A 21029-nucleotide genomic window follows, 5' to 3' on the forward strand; every position below is an offset into this window, starting at 1 on the left:
CTATGCAATCGCCATGGGTATGATCAACCGGGCCAGCTATGAAGACCGCCAAGAAAAAGTAGGCGACACTGAATTTGAAAAAGTCCCAGTTAAGAAGATGCTCTCAGAGCCTCATATTAAAAGACTGGCCTCTGGTGTCACAGACGGAAAAGATCTCTCCAAACAGAGTCTTTCTAAACTGGATACAGATGCGGATCTAGAAGGCCATGAAAATACGACACACTTCGTTATAGTAGATAAACACGGCATGATGGTGTCTGTAACGAATACTTTAAGTGATGCCTTTGGCTCAGGGGAGTATGTCGGTGGATTTTTCCTAAACAATCAGCTGAAAAACTTCAGCAATCAGAAAAACTCACCGAACTGTCCGGAGCCCGGAAAACGTCCGTTCAGCTATACTACGCCGACAATCCTTGCGAAAGATGGCAGGCCTGTCATCGGCATTGGTGCCGCCGGTGGTCATAAGATTACATCAATGGTTTCCCAGCAGCTTGTAGATATTATAAAATTTAATAAACCTGTCCAAGACTCTGTCGAACAACCGAGGTTGTTCTTAGCCCTCAACGAAAACAAAATGTATGTTGAAGGAGGGTATACCTTCCTAGAAGACCCTCAAAAATACGGGATAGATGTTGAATATCTTGATAAGAAATCAGATTTTGGAAGTGTACAGGGGCTGGTAGTAGATTACAAGAATAGAAAAATTCATGGAGCCAGCGACCCAAGGCGTGATGGAAGCTGGGATACTAAATAAGAAAAGTGGAGCTGATAGAAAGCTCCACTTTTTTTGTCCTTTATTTTGTACCTGTGGCACCTTTAATTGCGTCGAACACTGCACGTACATACTTTTGAAATTCTTCCGTCTGTGTATGCTGGCGGCCAATTCGAGTGTTTTTCTCAAAAAATGCATTCCTTTGCACAGTACTGATTTCGAGCTGCACCCCCATGCCCCGTTTATTTTTGTTAACGATATTGTCTGGATGGATACCAGCGAGCGGGCTGCTGTCAGGCATAATCTCTGCTTGAAAGCCGGCAGAGATTAATGCCTCGTATACTTTTTCTCTAAGACTAAAATCCCTTCCGCCGACAAGTGTCATTTTTTTATAGTTTTCCTCATAGCCGTGATAGGAAAGGGTGTAAGAGTTTTGTTTACATATGTTGAGAGCGGAAGGTTCGTCGAATAAAGTGGAATCAATATGAAGATCGTAATTTCCTTTGGACTTAACACCCTCTAAACAATAAAGTGAGCAGGAGCCCAGTTCAGCTGTCTTATAAGCCAGCTCTGAACATCCCGGTTCAATCCCTCCGCCATGAATGGCAAGAATGAGAATATGTGAAGGTTGAACGATGCTGGAGATTTTGAAATCGTGCTCCTCCACATTATCTTTTTTCAATTCTGTAAAGCTGCCATATCCCATCTAATTCCTCCGCAATCTGGCAAAGCTGTCGTTATTTAAGAAAACTGCCCTGTTATTTAAGAATGCTTTCTTTTTATTTAAGAATACCGTCCTATTATTTGAGAATACCACACATTATTAATGAAACCTCTAACAAAACGCGAGAATTACCCCAGTTATTTTTATAAAAGACCATTACTCTGTGGCACGGTTAAATTCCATGTCCGTTTCACAGCACAGACTTTCCGATCAATTTTAAGGAAACTCACAGCAAATTTACAAAACTTTGAAAGTTTTTACCTGGAATTTACAAAAATATAAAGATACTTACAAAGTCATATGATAGATTTTCTTTGAAGATACATAGAGGAGAAAGGGGTTCATATTCAGGATGCTACTGATACCGATCGCACTCACCACGGCTTTATTGTTAGGCATCTTTGAGAAATGGAGGCACCAGCGGGCGGTCCATTCAATTCCCGTCCGGATTAATGTGAATGGTATTCGCGGGAAATCAACGGTGACCCGTTTAATTACCGGTGTCTTAAAAGAATCAGGTTTAAAAACGGTCGGTAAGACGACCGGGACATCAGCGAGAATGATTTATTGGAATACTTCAGAAGAAAAGCCGATCGAACGCAGGCTTGAAGGTCCGAATATCAGCGAGCAAAAAAAAGTAGTAAAAGAAGTAAGCAAGCTGAAGGCTGAGGCGCTTGTAAGTGAATGCATGGCTGTTAATCCAGATTATCAGATGACATTTCAGAAACATATGCTGCAGGCAAATGTCGGGGTTATCGTCAATGTACTCGAAGATCATCTTGATGTAATGGGGCCCACAACCGATGAAGTAGCTGAAGCTTTTACAGCCACCATTCCGTACTACGGTCATTTAATACTTACAGACTCGCCGTATACAACATTCTTTAAAAGAATTGCGAGAAAGCGTCATACAAAAGTCATTATGGCTGATAATTCAAAAGTTACCGATGAATACTTGCAAAAGTTTGATTATATGGTGTTTCCCGATAACGCATCTATTGCTCTTGCTGTCGCTGAAGCTCTGAATATCGATCAGGCGACCGCACTAAAAGGCATGCTGAAAGCTCAGCCTGACCCTGGAGCCATGCGTATCCTTCCTTTTATGGATAAACGAAATCCGTGTTTTTTTGTCAATGGCTTTGCGGCGAATGATGCTGCCTCTACATTAAATATTTGGAGACGGATCCAGACGACAAGCTACCCGCACCATGATCCCATTATCATTATGAACTGCCGAGAGGATCGAGTCGATCGAACAGAACAGTTTGCGCGAAATGTGCTGCCACATCTTGAGGCCGAGCGGCTTGTTTTAATTGGAGAGGTGACAGACCCGATCGTTTCTGCATATGAGGAAAACAAAATCCCTGCACAGTATCTGATGAATATGGAGGGCCGCTCCACCGAAGACATTTGGAAGGTACTTCAGCCATACCTGCAAGAGAAAGTTGTGTATGGAGTAGGCAACATTCATGGAGCTGCTGAACCGTTGATTGGAAAATTTCGTACTGAACAAACAACCAATAAAGAATTAGTCGTTAGTTAGGGAGGAGACCAACAATGTTCGGGTCTGATTTATATATTTCATTAGTTGTAGGGGTAATTTTAAGTTTGATTTATACAGAAAAAACGGGGATTTTGCCAGCAGGCTTGATTGTGCCCGGCTATCTAGCCCTCAGTTTTGATCAGCCAGTGTATATGCTTACCGTTTTTCTCATCAGCTTTCTGACATACTTTATCGTCCAGCACGGAATCGGGCGGATTTCAATTCTTTATGGACGACGGAAGTTTGCTGCAATGCTGACCGTAGGGATTGTAATTAAACTGCTGCTTGATCTCGTCTTCCCAATCATACCTTTTGAAATTCATGAACTGAGAGGAATAGGGGTTATTGTTCCTGGACTGATTGCAAACACGATTCAGAAGCAGGGGCTGTTTCCGACGGTAATCAGCACTTTTCTATTGAGCGGTCTGACATTTTTAATTATGTTTACGTATTTCTTATTTTAAGGTGGGCCATATGAAGAATAAATTAGACGCAAAGGAAAAGATCCTCAAACAAGTCAAATGGCATAAAAAGCGTGCATCAATCCATACTTTTTTGGCAATTCTTGTCGTAACAGCGATTATCTATCCATTAAATGAATGGCTGAAACCCGGAGCTGCAGCCGTTGAGGAAAAAGAATCCATGTTCACTGCATCCTTTGTCGGTGACATGATGTTCGGCCGCTATGTCACAGAGGTAACGAGTAAAAAATCCTACGATTACCTATTTGACAATGTGCGTCCACTGCTGGAGAACTCCGACTATGTTGCCGGTAACTTTGAGCATCCGGTTGTGACGGAGGAAAACGCGGCGCCGATTGATAAACCTTATAATTTTAAAACGGAGCCAGAGGCAGTGACCGCCTTAAAAAATGCCAACTTCACGGTCGCAAATCTGGCCAATAATAACACGCTCGACTACGGTGTTCAGGGGCTGACAGAAACAATCCAAACATTTAATGAGGCAGAAATAGGGTTTGTAGGAGCCGGCCAGTCGCTGGCGGAAGCTGAACAGATTCATTATGCCGAATACAACGGAATTACCGTAGCAACCCTTGGTTTTAATGACGTCTTAGATTCCAGTACACGGGCAAGAGAGTCAGGCGGCGGTGTGCTCGGTGCTGATCCTCAAACATTTCTGCCGCTAATCAAGGAAGCCGATGAGAATGCAGATCTCGTATTCGTCAACGTTCACTGGGGAAAAGAATATGAACATCAAGTGGAACCGAAGCAGCGCGACTATGCTCATGCCATGGCAGATGCCGGTGCGGATGCGATCTTCGGCACACATCCTCACGTCCTTTCGCCGATCGAAAAATATAACGATACGATGATTTTTTACAGTCTGGGCAACTTTATTTTCGACCAGGGCTGGACGCGAACAAAGGAATCAGCAATCGTCCAATATCATCTTCAGGAGGACGGGAGCGCTTCTTATGAAATTCACCCGGCTTTTATCGAAGAAACTCAGCCCGCTCTTTTGACAGAAAGCAACAAATATCGCAGCAAAGTGATTCAGCGAAAATTGACAAAAAACTTAAAGCCTTCCGATTGGTCGAAAGATGGCAGCCGTATCGTTATTGATGTCGATCATTCCGATGTCGTAAGTAAGGGGGAATATGCTCATGCAAAATAAAATTATCATGACCGTTCTTTCGATTATCGTCATCGGCGGCATGTTTATGTATTACCAGGTAGAAGGGGTGTCACCAGAAAACTCTATTTTCTCCCAGGATCCGGACTACGGTTTAGAGGAAGAAGGGGAAATCAATACATCAGAAGGCTATGGGGTGAGTGCCTCACATCCGCTTGCAGTTAAAGCTGGTATGGAAGTATTGGAAAAAGGAGGAACAGCTGCGGATGCTGCCGTCGCTGTTTCCTATGTTTTAGGCGTAGTTGAGCCCTATGGTTCCGGTATTGGTGGTGGTGGTGAAACACTCATATATCCGTCAGGAGGGGAGCCGATGACCTATGTTTATAATGAAAATGCTCCTCTTAGCGGTGAAGTGCCAGGCGATTACGTCGGTCTTCCCGGGTTCGTTAAAGGAATGGAAACAATCAATGAACATTACGGGAAGCTTGAAATGAGCGAGCTTATACAGCCGGCAATTGACATTGCCGAGCAGGGATTTCAAGTAGATAACAGTCTGCACAATCGGCTGACAGCTGCCCAATTTCGTATGCCTCTAGGAGAATTGCCGCACCTTTATCCTGAGGGAACAGCTGTTAACCCGGGAGTTGAGATTAAACAGGAACAGCTGGCTGAGACGATGAAAATCATACGTGATGAAGGAGCTGCAAGTTTTTATCAGAATCAGCTTGGCCAGCATTTCCTGGACGGCAACCCTGCCTATACGGAGCAGGACCTCGCCCAGTATCAGGTGAAGCAGGAGCAGCCTGTGACCGGGAGCTTTGCCGGATATGACGTTATATCAGCACCGCCTCCATTTGGCGGAATTACTCTGATTCAATCCCTGCAAATGATGGAAAATATTGAAATTGGAGCTGTTCAGAAGGATTCAGTGCAGTATATGCACCTCCTCGGTGAAGTAATAAAGCAAAGCTATGAAGACCGTTTAAGCACGATCGCTGATCCAGCATTTACACCTGTTGATCGAGCAGCTCTTACAAGCAAGCCTTATTCTGAGGAACTGGCAGCTAATATTTCCAGGGGAAATGTTACAGAAGATATGAAGATCAACGACAGTGTAGCGGATGAGGAGGACCATGACAACACTACCCATTTTGTCATTGTAGATCAAGAAGGGACAATGGTATCGACAACTAATACACTCAGTAACTTTTTCGGTTCTGGAAAATTTGTTGATGGATATTTTTTGAACAATCAGCTGTCAAACTTTAGTGAATCAGACTCATCAATCAACGCGCCGGCTCCAGGAAAAAGCCCTCGCAGTTATACTTCACCTACGATTCTTGCAAAAGACGGGCAGCCGGTAATGGGTATTGGATCGCCAGGCGGTAAGCGGATACCAATGATGTTAACAGATGTTTTAACCCGACACTTGTTATTTGGACAGCCGCTTGAGGAAGCCGTTGAGAAGCCAAGATTTTATATCGAAGAGGAAGAAATATTTATGGAACCAGCCTTCGCGGAAAGTTTATCCCCTGAGCTGAAACAGCAGCTTACGGATAAAGGCTACTTGCAGCAAGTATATGATTCTGATCAATTCTACGGATCGCTTCAGAGTCTGGTTATTGACCGCGAGAACAATAGAATGTATGGAGCTGCTGACAGCAGACGAAGCGGTGCCTGGCAAGTTAAATCATCACAATAACAATGAGGAGAGAGATATATGTTAAAGAAAATATTCACTGAGTCTCGTTCGATTCTACTGCTTATTCTCGTAATTGCTGGAATGATCACTTTCAAGCAAGTGGATACCCTGTCGGACGAAGAAAGAAGCTACATCGACAATTTCAACAGCAAACAGACAGAAACTGAAAATACACCAAATACAACAGCAGAGATTCAGCCATAAAAATGATCATCCCCGTTTCGACGGGGATTTTATTTTGTGCGAGAAATAGATTATTTCCTCGGAAATAATTTGTGGAAATTACCCGATGTCGAAAATCAGCTAATACTCCTTATCTAATCTGCATCAGATTTTCAAATTAATTGTTTAAACCTCCAAATTCATCTTTATCCTCATGAAAATTACCTGCCACGACAGCTTCCTTGAAAATCTTTCAAAAAAATTATAAAAATAGTGATCCAAAATAAAACTGCCCACGTTAGCTAGGCAAGAAACATAAAAATCTTAAGGAGAGTGAAGAAAAAATGAAAATTGCTAGAAAAGTAGTCTTAATCTTGATGGCCGTCCTATTGTTAACTCCGACGTTTGCTATGGCACAGGATCACAAAGATCCCACAGTTAATACTCCAGCCGCTGAACTGCGTGCCAGCCTTGACCAGCTGTTATCAGAGCATTTCCACTTGGCTGTAACAGCTATGATGAAAGATTATGAAGACAGTGAGGATGCGGAGCAGGCCTATACAGCACTTGACCAGAACGCCAAAGATATGACACCGGCGATTGCAAGCATTTATGGAGAAGAGGGTGCTGCTCAGTTTGAAGAAATTTTCGTAAATCATAACGATTATTCGCCAGATTTTGTAGAAGCTGAAAAAAATGATGATATGGAAATGCGTGAGCAGGCAGAAGCAGAAGTGGATGAATTCGTAGATGAGTTCAGTTCATTTTTAGAAACCGCAACTGAAGGAAATCTTCCTAAGGAAGCAGCTGCGGAAGTTCTTGAGGCACATGAAATGGACGTAATTAACACATTTGACCACTACGTAAATGAAGAATATGAAGAAGCATATGGGGCTTATCGTGAAGGTTTTCATCGCATGTTCGACATTAGTAAAGCTCTGTCTACAGCGATTACTACACAAATGCCGGACAAGTTTGAAAATACAAAAGCCGATACACCAGCAGTCGATCTTCGTTCAGATTTAAACAGCCTTGCTGCTGAACACTTTGCACTTGCAACTCTGGAAATGCAGAAAGGTTTTGACCAGGCAGCTGATTATGATTTTGTTACATGGGCAGAAGATATGAACACGAAGGATTTTAAAGCAGCGATTTCTTCCATTTATGGAGAGGAAGGCGCTGAGCAGTTTGAAAAGGTATGGCAGGAAGATCACATCTATGCACAGTCTGATCTTGTAACTGCTGTCCTTGAAGAAAATGAGGAAGCACGCAGCGATGCCGAACAGAGACTGCAAATGTTTGCTGAAGATTTCGGTGCATTCCTTGATTCTGCTACAGAAGGGAACCTTCCAGCTGACGCAGCAAAAGAAGCCATCTGGGAGCATGAATCCCAAGTAATTGATGCTTTTGATCAGTATGCAGCAGGAGATTATGACATGGCGTATGATACATTCCGCAGTGGATACGGATTTGTTTTTGGAATTGGTGAAACACTGAGCGGCGCCATTGTGACACAAATGCCGGATCAATTCGCACAAGAAGAAATGCCTGAAGAAATGCCGAAAACTGGGTTTGGAGGCACAGCTGATCAAGCCGGGACTACATGGCTTTGGGTTGCCTTTGCAGCAGCAGCTTTAGTGAGCGGCGGCCTTATGCTTAAAAAACGCGCGTAACGGAGGGAAGGGCAATGAAGTGGAAAATCTATTTTACCTTAGTAGGCTTGACTGCCCTTCTGCTTACAGCCTATAGTACCAACGTATTTGCTACATGGATGGTGGAAGACAGCGAGCAGGAAAACGAGAGGGGAGAGCTTTCTGCTAATTCAGATGAGCTGACCCCTCCATCCACTGAAAAACCATCTGACCAGCCGCTCGATAAAGAATTTACTGTATTAAATGATAAAGAAACTTTGAAGAAGTTTCAGCAGAAAAATAAGGAGGAGGGAGGACTAACTCCCTCTCAAGTGAAAATTCCCGCGATAGATGTCGATGCGCCTATTGAAAAGGTAGGCATATTAGAGAATGGACAAATGGGCGTTCCTGAGGGAACAGAAACGGTCGGCTGGTTTGAACCGGGCACGAAGCCTGGACAAACAGGAAATGCTGTCCTTGCTGGTCATGTTGACAGTAAAAAGGGTCCGGCGGTATTTTTCTATCTCGATCAGCTCGCACAAGGAGATGAAATCATCGTAACAGATGAAGAAGGGACAGAACTGATCTATACCGTTCAGAGACTGGAAAGCTATCCGGCAAACGATGCACCGATTGACGAGATTTTTGGCAGGACAGACAAGAAGAATCTTAATCTGATTACTTGCACAGGTACGTTTAACAGACAAAAAGGAACACATGAAGAAAGATTGGTCGTCTATACAGAACTTCAATCAGTGACAGAAGATGAAAACACCGAGAAAGAATTTGATATTCAGGCACCGAAAAATATAGAAGTGAGCGGCTCTTTTGTAAAATGGCATGCCGTGAGAGTAGAAGGTGTTGCAGGATATCGTGTCTATCAGTCAGGTGATGGGGAGAATTTTACTCATGTGGGCAGTATTTCTGCCCATGAACGTAAATCTTTTACAGCAGATGAAGCCAATGGCCAATCATACTATGTGACAACCGTTTACTTTGATGGGACGGAGTCTGAGCCTTCTAAAACCGTAAAATAAAAGAAAACCCCTGGAGAAAAAATTCTCCAGGGATTTTTTCTGTGCGAGCGCCGCCCGCTCACCTACAGCATCTGCTGATCCACGAGCTCACGATAGCGGTGATTCTCAGCGTAAAGTGTATGATGACTGCCTTTACCAGTAATCATTCCATCTTCAAGCATGAGCAGCTGATCGGCATCCGCTACGGTCGATAAGCGGTGGGCGATCACCAGTGTCGTTCTTCCTTCCATCAGCGTGCGCAGTGCTTCCTGTACCGCTGCTTCTGATTCAGAATCAAGGTTAGAGGTCGCTTCATCAAGCAGTAAAATCGCCGGATTTCTCAGCAGTGCACGAGCGATCGCTATCCGCTGCCGCTGACCGCCTGACAATTTGATACCGCGTTCACCGACCCATGTTTCCATACCATCTTCAAGTCTCATAACGAAGTCATAAGCATTCGCCTGCCTGAGCGCTGCTTGCACTTTGATATCGGATACTGCTTCGTTCAGTCCGTAGCAGATGTTATCTCGAATGGTTCCAGACATTACAGGGCTGTCCTGTGACACATAGCCGATCGCCCGCCGCCATCTTTCAAGTCCGATCGTCTTAAGATCAGCTTCCCCGATTGTAATCTCACCTGTTGTCGGAGGATAAAACCGCTCGATCAATGAGAAAACCGTCGTTTTTCCAGCACCGCTTGGACCGACAAGTGCTACCGTCTCGCCGGGCAGTACCGTAAAGCTGACACCCTTTAAGATGACCCGTTCAGAACCCTTATAGCTGAACGATACGTTTTGAAACCTCAGTCCATCGTTAGCGAAAGCATCCTCGCCTGACGACCGTTCAACAGGGATACGATGAATCCCCTGAATTCGCTCAGTAGCGCCCATCGCTTTTTGAAAAGCTGTAAAAAATGTCGCCATCTGGCTAAATGGCACAATAATTTGGAAAACGTAGATAATAACAGCCACAAGTGAGCCGGCACTGAGGGCTCCAGAAGCTACCCGCACACCGCCATATCCGATTAAGACGACTAAGACCACCATAATAATTGTCGTAACGAAAGGGGAAATGATCGCCTGTATTTTTGCTTCTTTCAAACCGTATGTAAACAGCCGTCCAATCCCTTGGGAGCCTTTTTCGGTCTCGGCTTCCTCGGCATTAGACGATTTTACTAAGCGGATCTCGCTAAGTACACGCCCCAGGTTTGCACTGAAAGCTGCCATCTCATCCTGAAGCCTTCTTGAAACACGATACATAATTCGTCCGAGCGGCATTAGGACGAAGAGCGCCACAGGAACAGAACTCAGCATAATCAGCGTCATCCGCCAGTCGATCGTTAAAAGAATGACGACGGCACCGATAATTGTAATGACTCCTGTTACAAACGACACGAGGTGGTTTGAGATTAAGTTCTTAACAGTGGTCGTATCCTGGGTGATCCGGCTCATCGTCTCTCCTGACTCATGCTCGTCAAAATATGAGACTGGCAGTCGAACGATATGTGACCATAGACTGCGACGAATGTATGCCACAATATGCTCACCCGTATATGCAAGAATATAGTAAGAAAAGCCGCCGGATACGGTTTGAATTAAAAAAGTAACCCCGAGGAAGATGATCAATCCGGTGCTTAATCCACCGCCTGCCAGCTGATCGACAAGATCTCTCGTAAAAAGAGGAACGATGAGGCTTGCTGCTGTCTCAAGCAGGCTGAGTATCAACGCTGCTGCAACGACCCACTTTGCCGGGAGACCAGCTTTTATATAAGAGAAAAAGTCCTTAACAGCACCCTTCTGATTATTCATCTATTGAGGCCGTCCCTTCATTCCCTTTAATTAAATCCCAGGCTGTAACAATCCCAATCGGTTCACTCTGCGGGCATCCATCTTTTGTCACGACGATCGCTTTCAGTTTCCGGCCTTCCTGATAGCTGCGCTCAAATAAGTTTTCTAAATCAAAAACCGTTGCAGTATTAGGTAAAAACTTAATCTCAGATACATTTTCGTCTTCAAGCACATCGCCAGCCATCACATTCTCTACCGATATTTGGCCCGTATCGTCCAGACGGCGAGTGAGGTAACGAAGCATCCCTGTATCTGTCAACAATCCGAGAAACTTTTCGTTCGTACGGTCATAAATGGGAAACTGTGAAACCTCCCAATCCCTGAACTTGTTGAGTACCTCACGAAGCTCTGAATCATAATAGAAGAAAATAACAGGAGATGTAGCAATATCAAGAGCTAACGGGGGTTGATCAAACGTTTGTTTAATCCTCTCAATTTCCTCTACAACTTCCTCATGGGGGTACGCAATATAATAATCCTCCCGCACTTTTTCATGAATAATCGCATTACGAAGTTTTGCGTACTGCTTCAGATGGTCGATATGCTCTTTGATCACACTGTGATCCTGTGAACGGTTCAATAACTCCACAAAATTATCGTTTTTTGGATAATTATTTAGTTCTTTTAAGTGCTGATGAATCTGATTAAAAGCCAGCTCAAAACGTTCCACCAACTCATTCATTTGTTCTGTTCACCGCCTTTATGATCTACTTCTTAGTATACCGGTTTCTGCCAAATTACACACACGATATTCACTCCTGCCAGACACTCTTTATGGTATGCTGTAAGGGCAATTTTTACATATTATGATTTGATTAAAAGGAGCTAGGTTAAACTTTACGAAAATTAAGGAATTAACCATTCTCTCTGCTCCTTATCAAATTTAGACACGTCGATGAATTTTTGTCAAAAAGTGTTGGATGCCGAGCTGCTGATAAAAGCAAAAACGACAGCTTATTTCGACATGAGGGGCGCATTGAATGAAGGAAAAGTAATCCCTCGACATGAAATCGCGGAATTACACTGCTTTCTCTATTGAGGAGAAAGATTTAGATAAAGAGAAGCTTGAAGCAGGTAGGCCACGGGACAAACGTGATAAAGGCTCGATTTAAATTACTGATCCAAGCCGCAAATTTGAGTTTCCTACAGAAACATTTGAGGACAGATTAAAGCCTGATCTACCGTTTTATATCTCGACCATAAAGGAGTGAAAGTTCCGAATGAAAAAGCTGGATCCATTAGAAGCTGCACGCCAGCTGATACATCAACGTTTTCCTCACTGTAAAGCAGCCGTTCTGGCAGGGAGTATCGTTAGAGGAGAAGCTACTCAAACTTCCGACCTTGATCTTGTCATATTTTCAGCAGATATCCCCTCATCTTACAGGGAATCTTTATTCTACGCCGGGTGGCCTGTAGAAACTTTTATTCATAATTTAACCTCCTACAAGATCTTTTTTAAACGCGACTGCGATCAGGCAACACCATCTATGCCGCGCATGATTTCGGAAGGCATCGTCCTTAAAGATTCAGGAATTATAAATTCTATCAAAAAAGAGGCGGAAGATTTAATAATGAGAGGCCCTGAAATGTGGACAGATGAGACAATAAAATTGAAACAATATTACCTTACAGATGTCCTGGATGATTTGATCGGAAGCAGGAATCGGACAGAAGAGATATTTATTGCCGGCAGGCTGGCAGAATTGGCCGCTGAATTTGTACTAAGAACTAACCGGCAGTGGACAGGGAAATCAAAATGGATGATTCGATCATTAAGTAGCTATGATCCTGGATTTACAGAACAATTTGCTGATGCTTTTGATTTATTCTTTAGAACAGGAGAGAAGGATAAGGTTATTGAAATTGTGGATCGTGTCCTGCAGCCTTATGGAGGCAGGTTGTTCGATGGTTTCTACTTAGGAAGCGATTAATTATTTGCATTAAAAAGGAACATTTTCCTTAGCGTTTTCTTACGATATTCTATCTGTTAAAAACGTTAGGGGGCAGGACTGTGAGAAGATTCTTCAGTTATTTAATTCTGACTTTGTTAATGATCGTCTTTTCGTACTACGGATTTAAGCTTACAGAGGAACAAAATTTTGGGGTTGCAGCTTCCACGAAGGCTGCAGCTATCTTTACAGTAATCTTTCCCATCGTAATAGGATTGTTGCTGCGGCTGCCAGAATTATTGTTAGAAATGAAGAAAAAGAAAGTCCGAACTTATGATTGGATAAAGTTCTCAGCCGTGGGAGTGCCGGCACTCTTAATTTCTCAAATGTACTACTTGAGCCGAGTCCTACCTTACGAAATGGCGGTGGCCAATGAATATACATCTCTTCCAGTAATTGCCGGAGTTGTATTTGGCTATGTTTTACTGGATAGTCTTACGTTAAGTCAGAAAAAGAAAACGGTCATTCGGTAAGCGACAATATTCATTGCGGGAATGAATTGTTATAATGGACGAATCATTAACTATCCAGTAAAGGAGATCCACCATGTTCAAGTCAAAGGCTTTTTACCATTTTATTTTCCTATTAGTGCTAGCTGGCTGCTCAACAGGAGGACAGGAAGGTGACTCTCCTACAGAATTAACCGTTTCAGCAGCAGCAAGTCTCCAGGACGCTTTGAAGGAGATCGGTGAAGATTTCGAAAAAGAACATCCTGATATATCCATTAAATATAACTTCGGGGGCTCGGGCTCATTACAGCAGCAGATTTCACAGGGAGCTCCCGCCGATATTTTTTTCTCAGCAGCTGAAGATAAGTATGAGCGGCTGGTGGAAGAAGAACGTATTGATGAGGCAGATGGCATCCATTTGCTTAAGAATGAAATCGTTCTCGTTCTGCCTAAAGATTCCGATCAAGATATTCAAACATTTACAGACCTGTCCAAAGCCGCACGCATTTCAATTGGAACCCCTGAATCCGTGCCTGCAGGACAATATGCAAAAGAAACCCTGAAACAGTTAAACATCTGGGATGAGGTCGAAGAGAAAATTATCTTCGCGAAGGATGTCCGCCAAGTACTTACATACGTAGAAACTGGTAATGTTGATGCCGGAATTGTTTATCAAACAGATGCCCAGTCCTCTTCTGAAGTTAAGGTTACGGCTGCAGCTGATAAAGACAGTCATGCCCCGATAATTTATCCAGTGGGATTGATTAAAGATAGTTCTCATAAAGAACAAGCCCAGATTTTTTATGAGTACCTTCAGAGCGAACAGACGATGGAAATTTTTGAAAACTACGGTTTTAAGAAGGCAGGATAAGAAAATGAGAGCTGAATTTTGGTCACCCGTACAACTCTCGCTAGAGGTCGCATCAGTATCCATTATTTTTGTCGTTATTACAGGGCTTTTATTTGGGAGACTTATGGCGAATAAAAAGTTCAGAGGAAAAGCCGTGCTTGAAACATTCTTCCTTTTACCCTTAGTACTGCCGCCGACAGTTGTCGGTTTTCTGCTCATCGTTATTTTTGGCAGGAACAGTCCGTTCGGCCGGTTCATCGAATGGCTCTTTAATCAGCCGGTCATGTTTACATGGTGGGCCGCCGTAATCGCTTCAACCGTAGTAGCCTTTCCGCTTATGTACCAATCGGCTAAAACAGGGTTTGAATCGATTGATCAGGATATAGAAAATGCGGCCCGGGTCGATGGAGCTGGAGGCATTAAATTATTTATGCTTGTCTCAGTTCCACTCGCCATTCAATCAATTATTGCCGGAGGAATTTTAAGCTTTGCGCGGGCACTCGGTGAATTTGGTGCCACCCTTATGTTTGCAGGCAATATTCCTGGGAGAACGCAAACAGCTCCCACCGCTATTTACTTAGCGATTGATTCAGGGAACATGCATATCGCATGGATTTTGGTTGCATGTATGATAGGGATTTCCTTTATCATGCTGCTGACCGTACATGTCATTCGGTCATAACTGTATAAGAGTAGGAGGGTGTCGTTTGTTTTTATTGGTGCTGACAACAAGCATTATGGTTTCTAACAGAAAGGATAGGATTAGATGGAGAATCTAATTATAGAAGCGATTCCCTCTATAAAAGGAGCAGCTACCATAAGGAAAATTAAGAAAGGGTTCTCAAGTGATGAGAAATACATTATTGATTATCGCTGTTTATTGAGAATTTTTCCTAAGAATAATATTTCTAAAAGGAAGGAAGAATTCGACACAATCCATCAGCTAAGCCAGTTTTCAGAGGCCGTTCCAAAAGCATTAGAATTTGGACTTTTAAAAGATAAAGCGTATATGCTCCTTACCTATCTTCCTGGAAAGGATGCAGAAGCGGAGTTAAAGCATCTTAATCTTAAGGATCAGTATCTCAGTGGATTTGAAGCTGGAATAGAACTGAAAAAAATGCATAAGCTTCCTGCACCATCAAAATATCCCGCATGGTCAACTGTTAAAAAGAAAAAAAGTGATCGATATCTATTTCAATTGGAAAACATAGATATTGATCGAAAACTGAAAGATAAACTTTTCACCTATATTCGTAAAAATGAACATCTAATGGAAGGAAGGCAAAATACATTTCAACATGATGATTTTCATCCTTCAAATATTTTAATAATAAATAAAAGGTTTAGAGGAATAATTGATTTTCAACGAATGGATTGGGGAGACCCTGTTCATGATCTTCAGAAGTTGGGCTTCTTTTCGAAGCAAATCAGTGAGGAATTTACGAAAGGAATTATTGATGGGTATCATAAAAATCGAAAACCAGACGAAGAATTTTGGTCATTATTTACTTTATATAGTGCCATGCACATTGTATCAGCTCTTGTTTGGGGACAGAAGGGAAGCCATGTACAAAAGGAATTATTTCGGGAACGGTCGCTCGAAGTAATGGCAGATCATGAAAACTTTAATAGTCTCATTCCTAATTGGTATCAATAAATTAATTCTGTTGACAGAAATCATCCATAGATATATAATTATTTCGAATTCGAAATATATTTAATAACATATGATTATAATTTCTCGCATATATTTTTTTGAACAATATCTCGAATTCGTGATAATTAATGAAGTCTTTTATTTTAGGAGAAGATGAAGAAGAGAGAAATGGTTTGGGAAGGGGGAGAAAAGTGAGTTTTTTTAGTAAATTATTTGGAAAACAAAAGGAGATGGATGATATGTCTAACGTAAAAACTGCTGTTATTTTTTATAGCATGGGTGGAACAAATCTTCAACTTGCTAAATGGGCGGAAGAAGCTGCCAAAGAAGCAGGGAGTGAAGTAAGGCTGTTAAAAGTAGAAGAGCTTGCCCCCCAATCTGTCATTGATGCAAATGCTGCTTGGAAGGCGACAGTAGAGGCAGCAAAAGAGATTCCGACCGCGGCTTCCGAGGATATTGAGTGGGCGGACGCCTTAATTTTCAGCATACCGACACGCTTCGGAAATCTGCCTTCACAAATGAAGCAGTTTCTCGATACACAAGGAGGACTGTGGGCAAGCGGCAAGACGGTTAACAAAGTAGTGAGTGGGATGACGTCTGCACAAAACCCGCATGGCGGCCAGGAAGCGACACTTCTTTCCCTCTATACCTCAATGATGCACTGGGGAGCGATTATAGCAGCACCCGGTTATACAGATCCCGTTTTATTTGGTGCCGGTGGTAATCCTTATGGAACGAGCGTTACCGTCGGTCAAGATGGGAAAATGATTGAAAATGTAGAAGAAGCGGTTAAACACCAGGTGAAGCGTACAGTAAGTATAGCTGAATGGGTAAAAAACGGTAATCAATAAAAAATAAAAGTCGTGAACTTCAATAGCAGAAGTTCACGACTTTTTTAACCCGTTGTAACGGTTCTTTTCTCTTCAGATGCGGAAGTCTTTGAGGAGTTTAGCAGCACGATTCCTCCAATGATCAGGGCGATCCCCGCGAATTTGAACAGATCTACCGCTTCTCCCCAAAAAATTATTCCAATTATAACACTAAGTGCAGCACCGGCACCTGACCAGATGGCATATGTCAGGCTCAACGGAATTACCCGGAGTGCCAGCGAAAGAAGATAAAACGAAAGGAGATATCCAATAACGACTCCAATCGACGGCAGTAGTACACTAAAGCCATTAGAAACCTTCAGCATGGCTGTTGCAAAAACTTCAGATATAATCGCTATACCTAATAGTACGTACCGATTCATAATAGAACACCTCTCTTTAATGACTGCCGGATGCATTTAGTAGAATAACTCCCAGAATGATCCCGGCAATACCAACTCCTTTTCGAACATTCAATTTCTCTTTAAAAAGGAGGACACCAATTACCGCAGTTAATGCTGTCCCAAGCCCGGCCCATATCGCGTAAACTGTTCCCAGTGCCAGAGTTTTTAAAGCCAAAGATAATAAATAAAATGCGATTCCGTAGCCGGCAACGACGCCAAGGCTTGCCGACAGCTTGCGAAAGCCATCTGACAGTTTTAACATTGTACTTCCGAAAACTTCCCCTATTACTGCAAACAAAAGAAATACAAAAGCCATATATATTCACCTCTTTTTGAAGACATAAAAAATGTACTTGGTGTATTCCCTGAACCTATTTCGTTTATTCAAGAAATCAAAGAAAAGGAAATCAGTTTATACGAAACTGATTTCCTTTAAGGACATGAGGACAATCGACTCCTATTTCTTTCATACCTCATTATTACGCAAGGTCAAATAGAACTTGTTTAGTTCCTCCCGATATGGCAGAACCTGATAAATTAAAATAGTAATTAGATTCCGGATCGATATAAAGGACCCTGTTAGCAGGAACAGGATCATTAAAAGTCCAGGTAATTGGACGATCAAACTGTGTATTAAAGACACCGATAGGAGGAATATCTCCAGGGTCTAATATATTCCCGGCATTTGCGGTTACATTTCCTCGAATCCAGCAATTTTCGATATTTGCATACCCAGAGATTGTCATTGTCCCATCTGAACGGCAATCTACCATGCGCTGAATTCTGATCCAGGGATTGTTCACGGTATTGACTCTGCTGTGGTACATATAGGTATTCGTTGTTCCTCTATGTGGATGAACTGGATCTGCTCTGACACTGCCTTGCACTCTAGCATTTAAAAGCTGGAATTCTATAAGTGTTGAGTCATCACCTGGAGAAGGATTTGTATTTTGAAAGGTAACGTTTCCGCTAATGATAGCTCCGTTAGTGTAATTAGTGTGAGTACTTATAGATGTTCCATTATCAAAGGTCCCAATAACGGTTACTGGTCTCGCGCTATTGGGGTAATAGGCTTCTTTAGCTGGGTTGGATTGGATAGTAATGTTTCGAGGAGTGGTAGAAGCAAAGAATTCTCCTGCACCATCTCCAAGTACGCAAGGCCCTAAACCCAGGAGTTGTAAGTGTCTTGCTGGAGGGATGATTATATTCTCGTCAAATCTAGAATCGGATGCAATAAGAATAATTAGACGAGCTTTCATACCGTTAGCCACGGCATAAGGACTTGTTGTTGCCGCATTAATGGCGTCCTGCAAAGAATTAAATGGTTTTACAGGTGTTCCATCAGCATACTTATCGTAAGGGGCATTTGAGTCTGCCCAATAAATCGTTTCTCTTCCCCAAATAAAATCGTTTAGCCCTGGTGGCCAAGTGGTTTCGGCGGGTGGTTCCACTTGGATGGATAAAAGTCATAACCTTGAGGAGACCGTACTCCATGATCGTTAGACTGGTTATTAGAATTTGATTGATAAGTTCTAACAGTCGCTGCTTTTTTACGCTGCTGGTTATTTGTTTTATGGTTCCTATTCAAATTTTCGCTTCCTTTCTTTTAATATCATTAAATAAAGGTTAAAATGCATCGTTTCATGTTATGTGGGTAAGTTGCTTTTATGTTTATGGATGATTAAAAAAAGAGCTGCCAATTTGGCAGCTCTTTATTGATTTGCTTTAGTCTACAGAGAAGGCTGACGTCATTTATTGCCCTGAGTCGATTTCTTCCTTAAGGGTATTCAAACTGTCAGAAGTAGATTGCACCCATTCCGTCATTTTCTCTACATCCGGCTCGTCTTTTTTAGCTTCATCAATCAGAGGATAGAGGCTTTCTTCTGTTTCCGCATACCGCTCAGGATATTGCTCTTCTACATCTTTTTCAATCTGGTCCCAATCTTCCTCAAGCATTTCTCCCTGTTCATTGATAGAATTGATGTCTGGTGAGTCTTGTTCTAAGTTAGTTCCTAATTCCTCAACAGATTGAATGACAGAGTCTACCCCAGCGCTTAAATCATTTTCTTCCTGCTCACCGGTATTATCCTCCGCATTCTCTTGTTCACTTGCTGGTTCTTCGGAAGAATTATCAGGACTCTCAGATGCACCGCAAGCACCTAACAAAAAGCTGAGTGCTAAAACGAAGGTTAGGGAATAAAAGTGTTTCATGAAATGCTGCCTCCTTTAAACTTGAATTCAAGGAGACAATTCCCAGTGAGCCTTCATTAAAAACGAGTCCATTGTCCCTATATGAAGCTAAAAGAAGAAGGGGAGCTATTATGGGAACTGAAAAAATGATAAACGTCCATGACAAAATGGATTCAGATATAATGAAGTAATTGATAGGCAATAATTTAAATAGAAGAAATAGCAGAATTTAACTAACTGCGGGAGAGTCCGTATCTCGATTGTAAATTTTATTTATTTATCTTTAGAACTGACATAAGATAGAGTAGAATAATATTTACTTTATAAAAAAAAGCAGGAGATAAGATGATGAAGCAGAGCTCATACAATCCTCCCCAGGTAATTATTTTTATATTTATTTCTTTAATCCTATTAGGAACCTTATTTTTGAAACTACCTTTAGCAACTGTGGAAGGGATAACTATCACTGATGCTTTATTTACAGCCACCTCAGCTATGACCGTAACAGGATTAGCGGTTGTGGATACAGGAACAGCCTTTACCCTATTTGGGCAGCTCGTCATACTGACTCTTATCCAGCTTGGCGGGATAGGAATTATGACTTTTGCCATAGTTATTTACATTGCAGTAGGCAAAAAAATCGGGCTGAGGCAGCGGCTTCTTTTAAAGCAAACATTAAACCAATCTTCTATTGGCGGAGTGGTAATTCTAGCTAAGCGGCTGCTGTTTTTCTCCATCATTATAGAGTTAATTGCTGCTGTATTTCTTGCATCCAGATGGATTCCGGAAATGGGGTGGGGACCTGGCATATATGCGAGCATATTCCATTCTATTTCAGCATTTAATAATGCTGGGTTTTCCATCTGGTCTGACAGTTTATCCACTTATGTGGTAGATCCATTTGTAAATATTATTATTTCTGTGCTATTTATATTTGGAGGAATTGGTTTTACAGTTGTTTTTGATTTGTGGAAGAGTAAAGAGTTTAAGCACATGGCGCTGCAAACTAAATTAATGGTAGTGGGAACACTCGCTTTGAATCTTTTTAGTTTTTTAACGATCTTTGTCCTGGAGTTCAATAATCCAGACACACTGGCCAGCTTAAGCAGTTTAGGTAAAGTCCAGGCCGCCTATTTTCAGGCCGTAACCCCAAGGACAGCTGGCTTTAACACATTAGATATCGGGCAGATGGAAGAGTCCAGCCTATTCTTTATGATTACGCTCATGTTTATAGGGGGAGGAAGTGCCTCAACAGCAGGGGGAATAAAATTAACGACGGCTTTAACTCTCTTATTGGCTACGTTTTCCTTTTTTAGAGGGAAGGAACATATTGTTATCTATAATAGAAGCTTAACTTACCACATTGTTTTAAAGGCGTTAGCTTTAACGATTGGAAGTGCTTGTGTAGTCATCGTTACTATTTTTATCTTGGAACTGACGGAAGATGCGCCGTTTCTCATGATCGTTTTTGAGAGTGTTTCGGCTTTTGGTACAGTTGGTCTCTCCATGGGACTGACAGGCAGCTTAACTTTAGTCGGGAAAATCACTTTAATTTTAACGATGTTGATTGGTAAATTAGGGCCATTAACTTTTGCCTTCGCTTTTGCTAAACAAAGTACAGATTCTATCAAGCATCCTAAGGAAGATATTCTTACTGGTTAAGATGGGGGAATAAAAAGCATGCCTTAACTTAAAGGTATGCTTTTTTATAAGTTCCGGCTAAATCTAAAA

General features: G+C 42.2%; 23 protein-coding genes. 15 read left to right on the forward strand and 8 right to left on the reverse strand.

Annotated features, from left to right (window positions below; genetic code table 11):
* The coding region (locus B7E06_RS03585; RefSeq protein ID WP_179133936.1) for a gamma-glutamyltransferase at positions 1 to 754 on the forward strand (754 nt) is incomplete at its 5' end.
* 40 nt (positions 755 to 794) lie between these two features.
* Here B7E06_RS03585 and B7E06_RS03590 read toward each other — a convergent pair.
* Positions 795 to 1418 carry a poly-gamma-glutamate hydrolase family protein gene (locus tag B7E06_RS03590; protein WP_082232701.1) on the reverse strand — a complete coding sequence of 208 codons (624 nt, stop codon included), beginning with the start codon at positions 1416 to 1418 and terminating at the stop codon, positions 795 to 797.
* A gap of 370 nt (positions 1419 to 1788) precedes the next feature.
* On the opposite strand from B7E06_RS03590, the gene pgsB reads away from it, so the two are divergent.
* From pgsB to B7E06_RS03625, 7 genes are all read left to right on the forward strand, one after another.
* The gene (gene pgsB / locus B7E06_RS03595) at positions 1789 to 2979 is read left to right on the forward strand and encodes a poly-gamma-glutamate synthase PgsB (RefSeq protein WP_082232702.1); all 1191 of its coding nucleotides are present in this window, start codon (positions 1789 to 1791) and stop codon (positions 2977 to 2979) included.
* Between the two features lie 14 nt (positions 2980 to 2993).
* Positions 2994 to 3443: a poly-gamma-glutamate biosynthesis protein PgsC gene (gene pgsC, locus B7E06_RS03600; protein ID WP_082232703.1), complete on the forward strand. Its 450-nt coding sequence runs from the start codon at positions 2994 to 2996 to the stop codon at positions 3441 to 3443.
* 10 nt (positions 3444 to 3453) lie between these two features.
* Complete coding sequence (locus tag B7E06_RS03605) at positions 3454 to 4614, forward strand: CapA family protein (RefSeq protein WP_082232704.1); 1161 nt, start codon at positions 3454 to 3456, stop codon at positions 4612 to 4614.
* Complete coding sequence (locus tag B7E06_RS03610; RefSeq protein WP_082232705.1) at positions 4604 to 6274, forward strand: gamma-glutamyltransferase family protein; 1671 nt, start codon at positions 4604 to 4606, stop codon at positions 6272 to 6274. Before B7E06_RS03605 ends, B7E06_RS03610 begins: the two co-directional genes overlap by 11 nt.
* Before the next feature lie 18 nt (positions 6275 to 6292).
* The gene (locus B7E06_RS03615; RefSeq protein ID WP_082232706.1) at positions 6293 to 6478 is read left to right on the forward strand and encodes a hypothetical protein; all 186 of its coding nucleotides are present in this window, start codon (positions 6293 to 6295) and stop codon (positions 6476 to 6478) included.
* Positions 6479 to 6780: 302 nt separating this feature from the next.
* Positions 6781 to 8109, forward strand: coding sequence for a copper amine oxidase (locus B7E06_RS03620; protein WP_082232707.1), 1329 nt, complete (start codon positions 6781 to 6783; stop codon positions 8107 to 8109).
* Between the two features lie 14 nt (positions 8110 to 8123).
* The gene (locus tag B7E06_RS03625) at positions 8124 to 9104 is read left to right on the forward strand and encodes a class F sortase (RefSeq protein ID WP_082232708.1); all 981 of its coding nucleotides are present in this window, start codon (positions 8124 to 8126) and stop codon (positions 9102 to 9104) included.
* A gap of 62 nt (positions 9105 to 9166) precedes the next feature.
* Here the strand turns inward: B7E06_RS03625 and B7E06_RS03630 are convergent, their stop codons facing one another.
* Positions 9167 to 10891 (reverse strand): ABC transporter ATP-binding protein, encoded by a 1725-nt coding sequence (locus B7E06_RS03630; protein WP_082232709.1) that lies wholly within the window; start codon positions 10889 to 10891, stop codon positions 9167 to 9169.
* Positions 10884 to 11612 (reverse strand): CBS domain-containing protein, encoded by a 729-nt coding sequence (locus tag B7E06_RS03635; RefSeq protein WP_082232710.1) that lies wholly within the window; start codon positions 11610 to 11612, stop codon positions 10884 to 10886. The genes B7E06_RS03630 and B7E06_RS03635 overlap by 8 nt, the downstream gene beginning before the upstream one ends.
* A gap of 538 nt (positions 11613 to 12150) precedes the next feature.
* Here B7E06_RS03635 and B7E06_RS03640 point away from each other — a divergent pair.
* From B7E06_RS03640 to wrbA, 6 genes are all read left to right on the forward strand, one after another.
* Positions 12151 to 12861 carry a nucleotidyltransferase domain-containing protein gene (locus B7E06_RS03640; protein WP_143414446.1) on the forward strand — a complete coding sequence of 237 codons (711 nt, stop codon included), beginning with the start codon at positions 12151 to 12153 and terminating at the stop codon, positions 12859 to 12861.
* An 80-nt stretch (positions 12862 to 12941) separates the two neighbouring features.
* A complete protein-coding gene (locus B7E06_RS03645; RefSeq protein ID WP_082232711.1) occupies positions 12942 to 13352 on the forward strand; it encodes a hypothetical protein in 411 nt (136 codons plus the stop codon).
* A gap of 73 nt (positions 13353 to 13425) precedes the next feature.
* The gene (gene modA, locus B7E06_RS03650) at positions 13426 to 14199 is read left to right on the forward strand and encodes a molybdate ABC transporter substrate-binding protein (protein ID WP_082232712.1); all 774 of its coding nucleotides are present in this window, start codon (positions 13426 to 13428) and stop codon (positions 14197 to 14199) included.
* A gap of 4 nt (positions 14200 to 14203) precedes the next feature.
* The gene (modB, locus tag B7E06_RS03655; protein ID WP_082232713.1) at positions 14204 to 14860 is read left to right on the forward strand and encodes a molybdate ABC transporter permease subunit; all 657 of its coding nucleotides are present in this window, start codon (positions 14204 to 14206) and stop codon (positions 14858 to 14860) included.
* Between the two features lie 84 nt (positions 14861 to 14944).
* Positions 14945 to 15835: an aminoglycoside phosphotransferase family protein gene (locus tag B7E06_RS03660; RefSeq protein ID WP_082232714.1), complete on the forward strand. Its 891-nt coding sequence runs from the start codon at positions 14945 to 14947 to the stop codon at positions 15833 to 15835.
* Positions 15836 to 16074: 239 nt separating this feature from the next.
* Positions 16075 to 16686, forward strand: coding sequence for an NAD(P)H:quinone oxidoreductase (gene wrbA, locus B7E06_RS03665; RefSeq protein ID WP_082235892.1), 612 nt, complete (start codon positions 16075 to 16077; stop codon positions 16684 to 16686).
* 44 nt (positions 16687 to 16730) lie between these two features.
* Here the strand turns inward: wrbA and B7E06_RS03670 are convergent, their stop codons facing one another.
* From B7E06_RS03670 to B7E06_RS03685, 5 genes are all read right to left on the reverse strand, one after another.
* Entirely contained in the window at positions 16731 to 17087 is a 357-nt protein-coding gene (locus B7E06_RS03670) for a DMT family transporter (protein ID WP_082232715.1), read from the reverse strand.
* A gap of 16 nt (positions 17088 to 17103) precedes the next feature.
* Entirely contained in the window at positions 17104 to 17424 is a 321-nt protein-coding gene (locus B7E06_RS03675; RefSeq protein WP_082232716.1) for a DMT family transporter, read from the reverse strand.
* Between the two features lie 163 nt (positions 17425 to 17587).
* Positions 17588 to 18559 carry a hypothetical protein gene (locus B7E06_RS03680; RefSeq protein WP_082232717.1) on the reverse strand — a complete coding sequence of 324 codons (972 nt, stop codon included), beginning with the start codon at positions 18557 to 18559 and terminating at the stop codon, positions 17588 to 17590.
* Positions 18520 to 18696 (reverse strand): hypothetical protein, encoded by a 177-nt coding sequence (locus B7E06_RS21705; RefSeq protein WP_179133937.1) that lies wholly within the window; start codon positions 18694 to 18696, stop codon positions 18520 to 18522. The genes B7E06_RS03680 and B7E06_RS21705 overlap by 40 nt, the downstream gene beginning before the upstream one ends.
* 164 nt (positions 18697 to 18860) lie before the next feature.
* Positions 18861 to 19319 carry a hypothetical protein gene (locus tag B7E06_RS03685; protein ID WP_082232718.1) on the reverse strand — a complete coding sequence of 153 codons (459 nt, stop codon included), beginning with the start codon at positions 19317 to 19319 and terminating at the stop codon, positions 18861 to 18863.
* Positions 19320 to 19643: 324 nt separating this feature from the next.
* Here B7E06_RS03685 and B7E06_RS03690 point away from each other — a divergent pair, with 324 nt between their 5' ends.
* Positions 19644 to 20960: a TrkH family potassium uptake protein gene (locus B7E06_RS03690; protein WP_179133938.1), complete on the forward strand. Its 1317-nt coding sequence runs from the start codon at positions 19644 to 19646 to the stop codon at positions 20958 to 20960.
* The last annotated feature ends 69 nt before the right edge of the window (positions 20961 to 21029 follow it).

This window comes from Halobacillus massiliensis (assembly GCF_900166625.1).
Taxonomy (GTDB): Bacteria; Bacillota; Bacilli; order Bacillales; family Halobacillaceae; genus Halobacillus_A; species Halobacillus_A massiliensis.